Origin of the sequence: Streptosporangium sp. NPDC001681 (assembly GCF_040298085.1) — a bacterium.
GTDB lineage: Bacteria > Actinomycetota > Actinomycetes > Streptosporangiales > Streptosporangiaceae > Streptosporangium.
Genome location: NZ_JBEOZN010000001.1, coordinates 155,431 through 168,407, shown reverse-complemented (window position 1 = coordinate 168,407; position 12,977 = coordinate 155,431). Strand labels below are relative to the sequence as shown.

The following is a 12,977-nucleotide window of genomic DNA, read 5'->3' as shown; positions in this document are numbered from 1 at the left end:
AGACCGGTCTCCGCCGGAGAAAACGGACTGGGTACGCTGACGAACATGCCAGCCACCGTGTCTCATCAGGTAGAGCGTTCCTCCGCTGTCACCGAGATGCCCGACGAGCTGCGCGCGGACGTGCGACTGCTCGGCGAGCTTCTGGGGCAGGTCATCGCCGAGCACGGTGGCGATGACCTGCTCGCCGACGTCGAACGGCTGCGCAAGGCAGTCATCGGTGCCCGCCGCAGGCAGGTGTCGGTCGACGAGATCACCGCGATGGTGGCCGAGTGGCCCGTCGATCGCGCGGTACAGATCGCCCGCGCGTTCACGTGCTACTTCCACCTGGCGAACCTGGCCGAGGAGCACTTCAGAATCCGCACGCTCAGGGTCCGCGACACCGGCGAGGAGCCGCTGCCGGAGTCCCTGGCCCAGGCGGTCCAGGAACTCGGCGGCGAGAAGGTCGCCGGCCTGGTCGAGGAGTTGCGCCTGCACCCGGTGCTGACCGCGCACCCCACCGAGGCCCGCAGGCGCGCCGTGGTCACCGCGATCCAGCGCATCAGCGGCCAGCTCGCCCTGTACAACAGCCCCGAGCGGGGTGCCGCCGAGCGGGCGGAGACCCGCCGGCGGCTGCTGGAGGAGATCGACCTGCTCTGGCGGACCGCCCAGCTCAGATCCACCAAGCTCGACCCGCGAGACGAGGTCCGCACCGCCATGGCGGCCTTCGACGAGACCCTCTTCCGGGTGGTCCCGCAGGTCTACCGCGCCCTGGACGCCGCGCTCGGCGGGGGCGGCGGCACCGAGAAGCCCCGGGCCCGCGCCTTCATCAGGTACGGCAGCTGGATCGGCGGCGACCGCGACGGCAACCCGAACGTCACGGCCAAGGTGACCAGGGACGCCGTGCTCATCCAGGCCGAGCACGTGCTGATCGCCCTGGAGACCGCCGCCGGCCGGATCGGCCGCTCGCTGACCCTCGCCGCCGGCTACGCCCCCGCCTCGCCCGAGCTGCGGGCCGCGCTGTCCGCCGCGGTGAACGACCACCCCGACCTGGTCTCGGAGATGGCCACCCGCTCCCCGCAGGAGCCGCACCGGCAGTGGCTGATGTTCGTCGCCGCCCGCATCGCGGCCACCAGGCAGCGCGGTCTCGACCTGGCCTACCGCTCGCCCGAGGAGCTCCTGGGCGATCTGCGGATCGCCCAGGAGTCGCTGGTCGCGGCCGGGGCGAGGAGGCAGGCGTACGGGGAGCTGCAGCACCTCATCTGGCAGGTGGAGACGTTCGGCTTCCACCTGGCCGAGCTGGAGGTCCGCCAGCACTCGCAGGTCCACGCCGCCGCGCTGGAGGAGATCGCCGCCGGGCGCACCTCCGAGCGGACCGAGGAGGTCCTGGCCACGATCCGTACGATCGCCTGGATCCAGGAGCGGTTCGGGGTGAGTGCCTGCTCCCGCTACGTCGTCTCCTTCACCCGCTCGGCCGACGACATCGCCGCCGTGCACGCGCTGGCCGCGCACGCGCTGGGCGAGCGGGCCCCCCGGCTCGACGTGGTCCCGCTCTTCGAGTCGGGCGCCGACCTGGCGGCCGCCCCCACCGTGCTGTCGGGGATGCTGGAGATCCCCGAGGTCCAGGCCAGGCTGGCCGACGACCGGCGCCTGGAGGTCATGCTCGGCTACTCCGACTCCGCCAAGGAGCTCGGCCCGGCCGCGGCGACGCTGAAGCTGTACGAGGCCCAGGAGGCGCTGGCCGCCTGGTCGGCCGAGCACGACGTGCCGCTGACGCTCTTCCACGGCCGGGGCGGCGCCCTGGGCCGGGGCGGCGGTCCCGCCAACCGGGCGGTGCTCGCGCAGGCCCCGGGGTCGGTGGGCGGCAGGTTCAAGGTCACCGAGCAGGGCGAGGTCATCTTCGCCCGCTACGGCCACGACGCCATCGCCCGCCGTCACATGGAGCAGGTCACCTCCGCGGTGCTGCTCGCCTCCACCCCGTCCATCGAGGCGCGCACGGCCGAGGCCGCGGGACGCTTCCGGGCGGTGGCCGAGCAGGTCGCCTCCGCCTCGGAGAAGGCGTACCGGCTGCTGACCGAGGCGCCCGGCTTCCCCGAGTGGTTCTCCCTGGTCAGCCCGCTGGAGGAGATCGGTTCGCTCCGCCTGGGCTCCCGCCCGGCCCGGCGCGGCCTCGGCGCGCCCCGGTCCCTGGACGACCTGCGGGCCATCCCGTGGGTCTTCGCCTGGGCTCAGACCAGGGTCAACCTGCCCGGCTGGTACGGCCTGGGCAGCGGCCTGGAGGCGGTCATCTCCGAGGCGGGCCTGGACGAGCTGCGCGCCGCCTACCGGGAGTGGCCGCTGTTCGCCTCGCTGCTGGACAACGTGGAGATGTCGCTGGCCAAGACCGACCGCGACATCGCCGCCCGCTACCTCGCGCTCGGCGCCAGGGACGACTTCGTCGAGCAGGTCCTGGCCGAGTACGACCTGACCCGCCGCCTGGTCCTGGAGATCACCGGCCACACCCGCCTGCTGGAGGACCGCAAGGTGCTGTCCCGCGCGGTGCAGCTCCGCGACCCGTACGTCGACGCGCTCTCCCACCTGCAGCTCCGCGCCCTGTCCACGCTCCGCGCGGACGAGGAGCTGTCGGAGAAGGAGCGCGAGCGCCTGTCCACCCTGCTGCTGCTCTCGGTCAACGGCGTCGCCGCCGGTCTGCAGAACACGGGCTGATCTTCTCGCCACCGCCCGCGGGCCCCGCACCGGGACGGCGGGCGGCGCTCACCGGCCGACGCGGTGCGCCCCCGCGTAGAGGTTGAAGCGCTCCTCGCGCAGGAAGCCGACCAGCGTCATGCCGAACTCCCTGGCCAGATCGACGGCCAGGGAGGAGGGCGCGGAGACCGCGCAGACGACGGGCAGGCCCGCGGTGAGGGCCTTCTGCATGATCTCGTAGCTGGTCCGCCCGCTGACCATGAGCACGTGCCCGCCCAGCGGCAGCCTCCCGGTCATCATGGCCCAGCCGACCAGCTTGTCCACCGCGTTGTGCCGCCCCACGTCCTCGCGGACCGCGAGTGGCTCGCCTTCCGCGGTGAACAGCCCGGCCGCGTGCAGCCCCCCGGTCTTGCCGAAGACCCCCTGGGCCTGCCTCAGCCGGCCAGGAAGGCCGTACAGGACCTCGGGGGAGACGCGCAGCGGGTCATCGGCGGCGGGCAGCGGTGAGCAGCGGCCACGCAGGGCGTCGAGGCTGGCGGTGCCGCAGACGCCGCACGCGCTCGACGTCATGAAATGCCGGTCGAGCGACGGCAGATCAGGCAGGGCGTCGCCGCGCAGCCGCACGGTCACCGTGTTGTAGCGGGCCTCGGGCGGCACGTCGTCGTCCGCGCAGTAGGCGATGGACGCCACGTCGGCGGGTGCCGCGACGCCCTCGCCGTACAGGAACCCGGCGGCCAGTTCGAAGTCGTGCCCCGGGGTGCGCATGGTGATCGCGACGGTGCGGCGCTCCTCGCCCGCCTGGATCCGGATCTCCAGCGGCTCCTCGGTGGCCAGGTCGTCCCGGCGCTCGTGGAGCGTCCCCGAGCGCATCTGCCCGACCCGTGCCCGCGTGGTGGGCCCCGGCCTCCGCACGGCCTCCACCTCGATGCCGTCCCGCGGGTCAAGGTCTCTGCTCATGCGGTCATTTTCTCTTTTCGCTGCCGTCCGAACTGTTTCATCCCCGTTCGGAAAGCTGGGCTTCGCCTGCGCACCCAGACTTCGTTAATAGTATTCCCTGGTCATTGCCCTAATTCGGTAACAGGGGGTCGTTAGGGGAGGCAAGATGGCTAAGTGCTCGACTCGCCCTTCACTGATCTCGACCGTCCGCCGCTCTCCCAGGCGGCGCTCACCCGCGCGCTGGTCCGTCCCGGCGGCCTCTGGTCCGACATCGCCGTCGTCGCCAGGACCGGATCGACCAACGCCGACCTCGCGCAGGCCGTCCGCGACGGTGCGCGGCAGGGAGCCGTCGTCGTCGCGGAGGCCCAGTTCGCCGGGCGCGGCAGGCTCGGCAGGGCCTGGAGTGTTCCGCCGCGCTCCGGCCTGACCTTCTCGGTGCTCCTGCGCCCCGACCCGCCCCCGGACAGGCAGAGCTGGCTGTCCCTGCTCGTCGCCCTCGCGGTCGCGTCGGCCGTGCGGAAGGTCGCCGAGGTCGACGTCCGGCTCAAGTGGCCCAACGACCTGCTGATCGGCGGGCGCAAGGTCGCCGGGGTGCTCGCCGAGCGGATCGACAACGCGGTGATCGTGGGTGTCGGGCTCAACGTGAGCGTGCGCGCCGAGGAACTGCCGGTGGAGACCGCCACCTCCCTGGCCATCGAGAAGGCCGTCTGCGTCGACCGCGACCCGATCCTGCGGGCGGCGCTGCGGGAGATCGAGCTCCACTACCGGGAGTGGTCGGAGGCGGACGGCGACGCCGAGGCGTGCGGCCTGCGGGCCGCCTATCTCGCGATCAGCGCCACGGTCGGCCAGGAGGTCCGGGTGGAGCTGCCGGGCGAGCGGGTGCTCACCGGCACGGCCACCGGTATCGACGGCGCCGGCCACCTGCTCGTCAGCTCCAAGGGGCAGGAACACGCGCTCAGCGCGGGAGACGTCGTGCATGTTCGTCCGCACAGCTCATGACGTGGGGCATGAAGGCGTGCCACGATTTGCCCCATGGGTCTACCCGATCACCACATGACGGAGGGGGAGCGGCGAATCCGGTCGTTCCACCCGCACTGGAAGCGCCTCATCGGCCCGTTCCTCGCGTTGATTCTGATCATCGCGGGGTCCGGTGCCGCCGTTTTCTTCATGCCCGCCTTCGAATACGACTCCTACGCGCGCATCGCGGTGGCCGTGGTCGCCGTCGGTCTGCTGACCGTGTGGTCGTTCGTGCCGTACCTGAGGTGGAAGAACACCTCGTACGTGCTCACCTCGCACCGGTTCACCATCAGTACGGGGGTGCTGAACAAATCCATAGACGACATCCCGATGGCGAAGGTCAACACGGTCAGCGCCGACCAGACCCTGATGGAGAGGGTCCTCGGCTGCGGCACGCTCGTCGTCGAGTCGGCGGGCGACCACGGCCGGATCACGCTGCGGGACATCCCGCGGATCCAGGATGTGCGGGCCGAGGTGTTCCGCGCGCTCGACGACGCGATCGACGGGGAGCCATCGGAACACGGCGGGCGGTGACCGGTGGGGCGTAACCCCCTGGGCCCCGGGGAAGGCGCGGGCGGAGAGGAGGAGATCTTCGCGGGACGCCCCACGGCCGAGCAGATCGAGCACCTGTTCGTCGGCACCTCTCCCGGCTACACCCGGATCCAGGTGGCGAGCCTCGCCGAGCTCCCGCAGGAGCTCACCGAGCGGATCTGGCGCGCGCTGGGGTTCGCCACGCTCCCCGACGACGAGGTGGCCTTCACCGACGCGGACGTGACGGCGCTCAAGCGGGTCCGGATGATGATGGAGAGCGGCCTGCTGGACGACCGGACCGTCATCCGGATGGCCAGGGCGCTCGGCCAGACGACGGCCAGGCTCGCGCAGTGGCAGGCCGAGATCATGATCGGTGCCATGCTCGACCCCGGCCGGCGTCCCACCGACGAGGACCTGGCGGGGGTCATGGAGACCGCGCGCCGGCTGCTCCCCGACTTCGAGCAGGTCCTGATCCACGTCTGGCGAGCCCAGCTCGCCGCCGCGGGGACCCGCCTGCTGACGATCGCCGACATCACCGACGAGATCATGCCGACCCGGCTCACCCTCGCGGTGGGCTTCGCCGACATGGTCTCCTTCACCCGGCTCTCCCGCGAGCTGGACGAGCGGGGCCTGGCCGAGCTCGTCGAGCGCTTCGAGGCGCGGGCCTCGGACGTGGTCGCCGGGCACGGGGGACGGCTGGTCAAGACGCTCGGCGACGAGGTGCTCTTCACGGCGGCCGACCCGCGGACCGCCGCCGTGATCGCCCTGGACCTGGTCGACGTCATCCGCAGAGGCGGGCCCGACGTGCGGATCGGACTGGCGTACGGCCCGGTGGTGCCCATCATGGGCGACGTCTTCGGGACCACGGTCAACCTGGCGGCCAGGCTCACGGCCATCGCCCGCTCCGGCACCATCGTCGTCGACAGCGAGCTGGCCGAGGCGCTGGAGGGAGCGCCGGGCGTCGAGGTCGGCCGCATCCGGCGGCGGCCGGCCCGGGGCCTGGGGGTGGTGCAGCCATACGTGCTGCGCAGGGCTGGTAAGTAATGATTGAGGCGGGGGCTTCTCCAAGGCCGTCCAACCGGTAAGCGAGCCCCGTGGGGCTCGGTGAGTTTCGCAACAGATGAGGTGCAGGACATGCCGTACACCGTCCAAGGCGTGGTCGCGCGTGGCAAGGGCGAGCCCGTCTCGCTGGAGACCGTTATCGTGCCCGATCCGGGGCCGGGCGAGGCCGTGGTGACGGTGCAGGCCTGTGGTGTCTGTCACACGGACCTGCACTATCGCGAGGGCGGCATCAACGACGAATTCCCGTTCCTGCTCGGCCACGAGGCCGCCGGAGTGGTCGAGGCCGTCGGTGCGGGCGTCACGGAGGTGGCGCCCGGTGACTTCGTGATCCTGAACTGGCGGGCCGTCTGCGGCAACTGCCGGGCATGCCTGCGCGGCCGTCCCTGGTACTGCTTCAACACGCACAACGCCACCCAGAAGATGACCCTGGAGGACGGCACGCCGCTCAGCCCCGCCCTGGGCATCGGCGCCTTCATCGAGAAGACCCTGGTCGCGGCCGGGCAGTGCACCAAGGTCGACGCGTCCGCGCCGGCGCAGGTGGCCGGGCTGCTCGGCTGCGGCGTGATGGCGGGCCTGGGCGCCGCGATCAACACCGGCGGGGTGACCCGCGGCGACAGCGTGGCGGTCATCGGGTGCGGCGGCGTCGGTGACGCGGCCATCCTCGGCGCCAGGCTGGCGGGCGCCTCGAAGATCATCGCGGTGGACGTGGACGACCGCAAGCTGGAGTGGGCCAAGGAGTTCGGCGCCACCCACACGGTCAACTCCCGCACCTCGGACATGGTCGAGTCGGTCAGGGAGCTCACCGGCGGCAACGGCGCGGACGTGGTCATCGAGGCGGTCGGCCGCCCGGAGACCTACAAGCAGGCGTTCTACGCCCGTGACCTGGCCGGGACCGTGGTCCTGGTCGGGGTGCCGACCCCGGAGATGACGCTGGAGCTGCCGCTGCTCGACGTCTTCGGCCGCGGCGGCGCGCTGAAGTCCTCCTGGTACGGCGACTGCCTGCCCAGCCGCGACTTCCCCATGCTCATCGACCTCTACCTGCAGGGACGGCTCGACCTGGACCGCTTCGTCTCCGAGACGATCGGCCTCGGCGACGTCGAGGACGCCTTCGCGAAGATGCACCGCGGCGAGGTGCTGCGCTCGGTGGTGGTCCTGTGATCGACAAGGTGGTCACCTCCGGCACCTTCTCGCTGGACGGCGGGACGTGGGAGGTCGACAACAACGTCTGGATCGTCGGTTCGGCCGACGAGGTGGTCGTCATCGACGCCGCGCACGACGCCGCGGCGATCGCCGAGCGGGTCGGTGACCGCGAGGTGAAGGCCATCGTCTGCACCCACGCGCACAACGACCACATCGACGCGGCGGCCGACCTCGCCACCCGGGTGGGCGCGCCGATCCTGCTCCACCCGGCCGACCAGGTGCTGTGGGAGATGGTCTACGCCGACCTGCCGTACACCCCGCTGAAGGACGGTCAGGTGATCTCGGCCGGAGGTGTGGATCTGACCGTGCTGCACACGCCGGGTCACGCTCCGGGCGCGGTCTGCCTGTACGGGGCGGAGATCGGCGCGCTCTTCAGCGGCGACACCCTGTTCCGCGGTGGTCCCGGCGCGACCGGGAGGTCCTTCTCCTCCTTCGACACGATCATCGAGTCGATCAAGGGGAGGCTGCTGACCCTGCCGCCGGAGACGACCGTGTACACCGGCCACGGCGACTCCACCTCGATCGGCGAGGAGGCCGGGCACCTGGAGGAATGGCTGGCCAGGGGACACTGACCGGCAAGTCCGCCGCGACGCGCCCCGGCCCGCGCCGGGGCGCGTTCGCGTGTCCGGCGCCGTGCGGGATGGAGGCTTCGCGGCGATGACGGGGAGGTTATTCGCGGCGATGACGGGGAGGTTAGGGGTGTGTGTCGTAACTCACGTAGGCAAGCCTAACCAAATGAGTTACTTTAGGTGTGCCTAACCTATGGTACGCTCTTGAGAGGTCGCACCCCCGTGTATGTATGCGTCTGCCGCGCGGTCACCGAAAACGAGGTGCACGACTGCATCTCGGCAGGGGCGAAGAGCGCGCGCCAGATTCGCGACGCTACGGGTGCCGGTGGCGACTGTGCTTCTTGCGTGCGCAAGATCTGTGCGATCCTGAAGCGGTCTGAGGACCTGATTCCGACCGCATAGCACGAGGAGCCCGCCATGCAGGGCGACAAGAAAATCATCGAGCTGCTCAACGAGCAGTTGACCGCGGAGCTGACCGCGATCAACCAGTACTTCCTGCACGCCAAGATGCAGGAGAACTGGGGATACACCAAGCTCGCGAAATACACTCGCGAAGAGTCCATGGACGAGATGCGGCATGCGGAGAAGCTCACCGACCGCATCCTCTTCCTTGAAGGACTGCCCAACTACCAGAAGCTGGGCATCCTGCATATCGGCCAGACCGTCGCGGAGCAGCTCCGCGCAGACCTGGACGTCGAGCTTGAGGTGGTCAGCCGGCTGAGGCCCGCCATCATTCTGATGCGTGAGAAGGGCGATGTCACCTCGGCCCGCATCTTCGAGGAGATCCTTGAGGACGAGGAGCACCACATCGACTACCTGGAGACCGAACTGGGTCTGATGGAGAGTCTCGGGGAGCAGCTCTACCTCGCCCGCTACGCCGAGCCGCCGTCACCGTCTTGAGGTGAATTAAGTAGAACACGCCCACCGGATCCCCTCTGGTAGGGCGTGTTCTGCTTTGCCGGTCAATCCTTTGGTGCGCCTGTGCTTTCGAGGAACTTCCAAGGTGGGAGACCTACTCCGAAACCCTCGGCCGTTGCGGGATGACTATCCGGGATTTATCAGTGTTTGCCCAGGTCAATGGATAGGTCAACGACGAGTCAAACCGCGCGCTGTACCCGGGAAACGATCCTCTAAGGTCCTACGATCGCAACATGACCTGTGTACTACTCGCCGAGGATGACACCTCGATTTCCGAGCCACTGGCGCGAGCTCTGCGCCGCGAGGGTTATCAAGTAGAGGTGAGCCCTGACGGCCCGCAGGCTCTGGAGCGGGCTCTGTCGGGTGGCATCGACCTGATCGTTCTCGACCTGGGACTGCCCGAGATGGACGGCCTGGAGGTGGCCAGGCGCATCCGCGCCGAAGGCCATGGAACTCCGGTGTTGATCCTCACCGCCCGCGTCGACGAGGTCGACACCGTGGTGGGCCTCGACGCCGGGGCCGACGACTACGTCACCAAGCCGTTCCGCCTCGCCGAGCTGCTGGCGCGCGTCCGCGCCCTGCTGCGGCGCGGCACGTCCGAGACGCCCGTGGTCCAGGGCGTGCGCATCGACGCCGACTCCCGTCGGGCGTGGATGGGCGACAAGGAGCTGCATCTGACCACCAAGGAGTTCGACCTGCTGAGGGTCCTGGTCCGCGACGCCGGAAAGGTGGTCACCCGCGAGCAGATCATGCGCGAGGTGTGGGACACCAACTGGTGGGGCTCGACCAAGACCCTGGACATGCACATCTCGTGGCTACGCCGGAAACTCGGTGACGACGCCGCCAAGCCCCGATACATCACAACCGTTCGAGGGGTCGGCTTCAGGTTCGAGCGCGAGTAGGAAATGCGCCGACGCCTGCTCTCCTCAACCCTCCTTGTCGCGGTCATCGGGGTGCTGCTGCTTGGCATTCCCCTCGCTGTGGCGGTCAACAGGCTCATCGAGGAGGAGGCGATCCAGCAGCTCACCTCCCATGCCAAGAGCCTGCTGGGGGAGGTCGAGTACGCCCGGATCCAGGATCAGCCCATCGACGAGCAGCAGCTGGAGCGTAAGTATTCCCAGCTCTACATCCAGATCTATGCAAAAGGCACGCCTCCCCAGGTGATAACGGTGGGCACCGAGCCCCCCGAGAGCCAGCGGATGACCGCGGACGCACAGTCGGAGAACGGCGTGTACGTCGCGGTCAGCCGGGACAAGACGGGGGTGGAGCGTGAGGTCCGCGCATGGCTCTTCCTCATCCTGGGGCTCGCCGCGGCTGCTCTCGCGGTCGCGGTCGGGCTTGCCATCGTGCAGTCGCGCCGCCTGACGTTACCGCTCAGCGACCTTGCGATGATCGCTGAGCGGCTCGGCTCCGGTGACGCGAGGCCGAGCAAGCACCGCTACGGCATCCAGGAACTCGACCGGGTGGCCGAGGTGCTCGACCGTAGCGCGACCCGCATCTCCGACCTCCTGGCCAGGGAGCGGGAGTTCGCGACCGACGCCTCCCACCAGCTCCGCACCCCGCTCACCGGCCTGACCATGAGGCTTGAGGAGATCGTCGCCGCCGCGGACGAACCGGGGATCGTCAAGGAGGAGGGCGAGGCCGCCATCGTGCAGGCCGAGCGGCTCACCGCGGTGATCGACGAGTTGCTGGCCACCGCCAGACGACAGCGTCAGGCGCAGGCCGAGAGCGTCAGACTCGACACGCTGCTCGACCAGCAGTTCATCGAGTGGGGCCCGGCATTCCGCAGGGTCGGGCGGCAGCTGAGGCTGGCCGGTACGCGTGAGCTCCAGGCGCTGGGCACCGGCGGCGGCATCAGCCAGGTGATCTCCACCCTGCTGGAGAACTCGCTGGAGCACGGCGGCGGCACGGTGACCGTGACCACCAGCGCCAAGGACAGGTCCATCGTGATCGAGGTGGTGGACCAGGGCAAGGGCATACCAGACGACCTTGCCCCGAGGATCTTCGAGCGGAACGTGAGCGGGGCCGGCGGTACGGGTCTCGGCCTGCCCCTCGCGAGGGCGCTGGCCGCCGCCGACGGGGGGCGCCTGGAGCTGATAAGGCCGCGTCCCGCGGCGTTCGCGTTCTTCCTGCGCCCGGTGGGCGACACGGGCAGGAACCGGATCGTCCGGGGGCCCGCCTGAGCGTGCCCTAGCGAGGCAGGGTCGGCGGCGAGTTCTCCTCCGAGCTCTTGTTCAGCAGGTACACGTGGCCGTTGACCTGGCTCTTCGACGCCGCCGGCGGACTCGCGTCGGCACCGGGCAGGAAGACCCACTTCTTGTACGACCAGAACCTGAACAGGGTCCCCAGGGCGGTGCCGGTGAGCATGGCGATGTTGTAGCTCAGGGCGTCTTCCAGGCCCAGGGTGTAGGTCACGAAGCCGATCACCAGCAGCGAGATCAGCAGGCCGATGGCGTTGAGTATGAAGAACAGGGTGTACTCGCGGGCCAGGCCGCTCTGCTCCCGGTGCCTGAAGGTCCAGTAGCGGTTGCCGAGGTAGGCGAAGGTGGCCGCGATGATCGTGGCGATGACCTTGGAGGTGAGCGGCCCCCAGCCGATGCCGAACCGGAGCAGGTTGGTGCCGCCCGTGTCGATCACGAAGGCGACCGCACCGATCGTGCCGAACTTGGCCAGTTCTCGCGCCAGGTCGGCGAGCCGCCGGTAGGCGTGTCGGAGAAACTCCACGTTTCCTGCACGGTCCTTTCGGGGGTCGGCCACTGATCCGCCACGTTGGAGGACCTGGAACACTGTCGAGCCAGGTTACCGGTGCTCGGCCACGGTCCGCGCGACATTGCTCCGCCGGTGCACATAGCCGTCATCAACTGCTATTTCAATAAATATCGCATAACGCCGGTTAAATCGGCTCGTCCGACGTTACGCTAATCCGGTAGATCACGGAATGCCGTTGGAGAACCGTGATCGGTCCTGACGGACTGCCGTACGCGACGGCCACTACCCCGGGGATCAACCCTTGCGCCGCCGACTCCTCGCTCTGATCCTCGGTCTGTCGATGATGACCGGTTGTGGCGCGCGGAGAGACGAGCAAGGCGCCGTCCCCGAGGCCGGACCGTCGCGCGAGACGTCCGCCGGGGTGGAGCTCGCGGAGGCGATCCAGGCCTTCACGCTGCTGAGAAAGCTTGACGACGCCTGGCGCGACCGGGACTGCGCGGCCGTCGGCAGGCTCACCACCTGGGCGGAGAATGCGCTGGGCGGTCGTGCCTGTGAGGCGACCCGGAACGGCCGCCCAGCCCCCGCCAGGAAGTCCTACACCGAGGCGGAGTTCTACCTGCCCGGCACGGCCGACGGCGACCGCTGGTTCGTCGCCCTGGCCCGAGAGCCCGACCCGGCCTACTTCCTGTTCGTCCATGAGGGGGGCGAGTGGCGGCTGGGCGCGGGCCCCATCCCGATACGGGGCGAGGTCCGCGAGCCGACCGAGGGGGCGGTGCCCACCGACGACCCCGCCATGGGGGTCAGAGCCCGTCTCGTCCCGCAGCGCTATCTGACCTACCTGACCGACCCCGCGGGGGTGAGCGGGGTGACCTTCCCCAAGGACGACCCCGTACGCGACCTCTTCGGCGAGCTGGTCGGGCGCCCGCAGAAGGTGCGGCCCGACCGGCTCACCGCGGACGTCCGCCTGCTCGTCGGCCCGCAGCGCGCGCTGCGGCTGCCCGACGGCGGCGCGCTGGTCATCCACGCCCTGGAGATCGAATACCGGCAGCGGGCCCGTTCCGGCCGATCCTCCCTGGCCCATCCGATCTACGGCAAGGCCGACCTGCGCGGCTTCACCGGCCGTGCCAGGGCGGCCGAGCTGACCGGGACCGAGATCGCGCTCGTCGCCACCGAGATCGCCGGCACGGGTGCCGAACTCACCACGGCCGGCCTCCGCCGCGGCCTCGCCACCCTCACGACGGGCTGAGAGCCCCGGAACGGGCTCGGGGGCGGGGCCCCCGACGGACTCGGCGGCCTCCCTCGTACGACCCTGCTGGGGGTCTCCTGGCGGGCGAGCCGCCTGCACGGCGGCCTGCCGCCTCGCCGGGAGCGGCT

13 protein-coding genes are annotated in these 12,977 nt (G+C 70.0%); 11 read left to right on the top strand and 2 right to left on the bottom strand.

Going from position 1 to position 12,977, the window contains the following annotated elements; all coding sequences use genetic code 11:
* Nucleotides 1-45 precede the first annotated feature (45 nt).
* Nucleotides 46-2,682 carry a phosphoenolpyruvate carboxylase gene (locus ABT130_RS00725; RefSeq protein WP_350951697.1) on the top strand — a complete coding sequence of 879 codons (2,637 nt, stop codon included), beginning with the start codon at nt 46-48 and terminating at the stop codon, nt 2,680-2,682.
* Nucleotides 2,683-2,730: 48 nt separating this feature from the next.
* Here the strand turns inward: ABT130_RS00725 and fdhD are convergent, their stop codons facing one another.
* Nucleotides 2,731-3,618 carry a formate dehydrogenase accessory sulfurtransferase FdhD gene (gene fdhD, locus ABT130_RS00720; protein WP_350951695.1) on the bottom strand — a complete coding sequence of 296 codons (888 nt, stop codon included), beginning with the start codon at nt 3,616-3,618 and terminating at the stop codon, nt 2,731-2,733.
* Between the two features lie 153 nt (nt 3,619-3,771).
* Here fdhD and ABT130_RS00715 point away from each other — a divergent pair, with 153 nt between their 5' ends.
* From ABT130_RS00715 to ABT130_RS00675, 9 genes are all read left to right on the top strand, one after another.
* Entirely contained in the window at nt 3,772-4,596 is an 825-nt protein-coding gene (locus ABT130_RS00715) for a biotin--[acetyl-CoA-carboxylase] ligase (protein ID WP_350951693.1), read from the top strand.
* A gap of 33 nt (nt 4,597-4,629) precedes the next feature.
* Nucleotides 4,630-5,148, top strand: coding sequence for a PH domain-containing protein (locus ABT130_RS00710; protein WP_350911860.1), 519 nt, complete (start codon nt 4,630-4,632; stop codon nt 5,146-5,148).
* 3 nt (nt 5,149-5,151) lie between these two features.
* Nucleotides 5,152-6,189: an adenylate/guanylate cyclase domain-containing protein gene (locus tag ABT130_RS00705; protein ID WP_350911862.1), complete on the top strand. Its 1,038-nt coding sequence runs from the start codon at nt 5,152-5,154 to the stop codon at nt 6,187-6,189.
* A gap of 90 nt (nt 6,190-6,279) precedes the next feature.
* Nucleotides 6,280-7,365 carry an S-(hydroxymethyl)mycothiol dehydrogenase gene (locus ABT130_RS00700; RefSeq protein ID WP_350911864.1) on the top strand — a complete coding sequence of 362 codons (1,086 nt, stop codon included), beginning with the start codon at nt 6,280-6,282 and terminating at the stop codon, nt 7,363-7,365.
* On the top strand, nt 7,362-7,979 hold the full coding sequence (locus ABT130_RS00695; protein ID WP_350911866.1) for an MBL fold metallo-hydrolase: 618 nt from the start codon (nt 7,362-7,364) through the stop codon (nt 7,977-7,979). Before ABT130_RS00700 ends, ABT130_RS00695 begins: the two co-directional genes overlap by 4 nt.
* Nucleotides 7,980-8,156: 177 nt before the next feature.
* A complete protein-coding gene (locus tag ABT130_RS00690; RefSeq protein WP_342666797.1) occupies nt 8,157-8,378 on the top strand; it encodes a (2Fe-2S)-binding protein in 222 nt (73 codons plus the stop codon).
* Between the two features lie 15 nt (nt 8,379-8,393).
* Nucleotides 8,394-8,876 (top strand): bacterioferritin, encoded by a 483-nt coding sequence (gene bfr / locus ABT130_RS00685; RefSeq protein ID WP_350911870.1) that lies wholly within the window; start codon nt 8,394-8,396, stop codon nt 8,874-8,876.
* A 251-nt stretch (nt 8,877-9,127) separates the two neighbouring features.
* On the top strand, nt 9,128-9,796 hold the full coding sequence (locus ABT130_RS00680) for a response regulator transcription factor (RefSeq protein WP_012888073.1): 669 nt from the start codon (nt 9,128-9,130) through the stop codon (nt 9,794-9,796).
* Nucleotides 9,797-9,799: 3 nt separating this feature from the next.
* Nucleotides 9,800-11,077 (top strand): ATP-binding protein, encoded by a 1,278-nt coding sequence (locus tag ABT130_RS00675; protein WP_350911872.1) that lies wholly within the window; start codon nt 9,800-9,802, stop codon nt 11,075-11,077.
* 7 nt (nt 11,078-11,084) lie between these two features.
* Here ABT130_RS00675 and ABT130_RS00670 read toward each other — a convergent pair whose 3' ends face one another.
* A complete protein-coding gene (locus tag ABT130_RS00670; protein ID WP_350951691.1) occupies nt 11,085-11,618 on the bottom strand; it encodes a GtrA family protein in 534 nt (177 codons plus the stop codon).
* Between the two features lie 286 nt (nt 11,619-11,904).
* Here ABT130_RS00670 and ABT130_RS00665 point away from each other — a divergent pair, with 286 nt between their 5' ends.
* Nucleotides 11,905-12,849 carry a DUF8094 domain-containing protein gene (locus tag ABT130_RS00665; RefSeq protein ID WP_350951689.1) on the top strand — a complete coding sequence of 315 codons (945 nt, stop codon included), beginning with the start codon at nt 11,905-11,907 and terminating at the stop codon, nt 12,847-12,849.
* The last annotated feature ends 128 nt before the right edge of the window (nt 12,850-12,977 follow it).

Coding starts and splice junctions, on each gene's coding strand:
- bfr (WP_350911870.1), top strand. CDS start 8,394: ATGCAGGGCGACAAGAAAATCATCGAGCTGCTCAACGAGCAGTTGACC.
- ABT130_RS00700 (WP_350911864.1), top strand. CDS start 6,280: ATGCCGTACACCGTCCAAGGCGTGGTCGCGCGTGGCAAGGGCGAGCCC.
- ABT130_RS00710 (WP_350911860.1), top strand. CDS start 4,630: ATGGGTCTACCCGATCACCACATGACGGAGGGGGAGCGGCGAATCCGG.
- ABT130_RS00725 (WP_350951697.1), top strand. CDS start 46: ATGCCAGCCACCGTGTCTCATCAGGTAGAGCGTTCCTCCGCTGTCACC.
- ABT130_RS00675 (WP_350911872.1), top strand. CDS start 9,800: ATGCGCCGACGCCTGCTCTCCTCAACCCTCCTTGTCGCGGTCATCGGG.
- fdhD (WP_350951695.1), bottom strand. CDS start 3,618: ATGAGCAGAGACCTTGACCCGCGGGACGGCATCGAGGTGGAGGCCGTG.
- ABT130_RS00680 (WP_012888073.1), top strand. CDS start 9,128: ATGACCTGTGTACTACTCGCCGAGGATGACACCTCGATTTCCGAGCCA.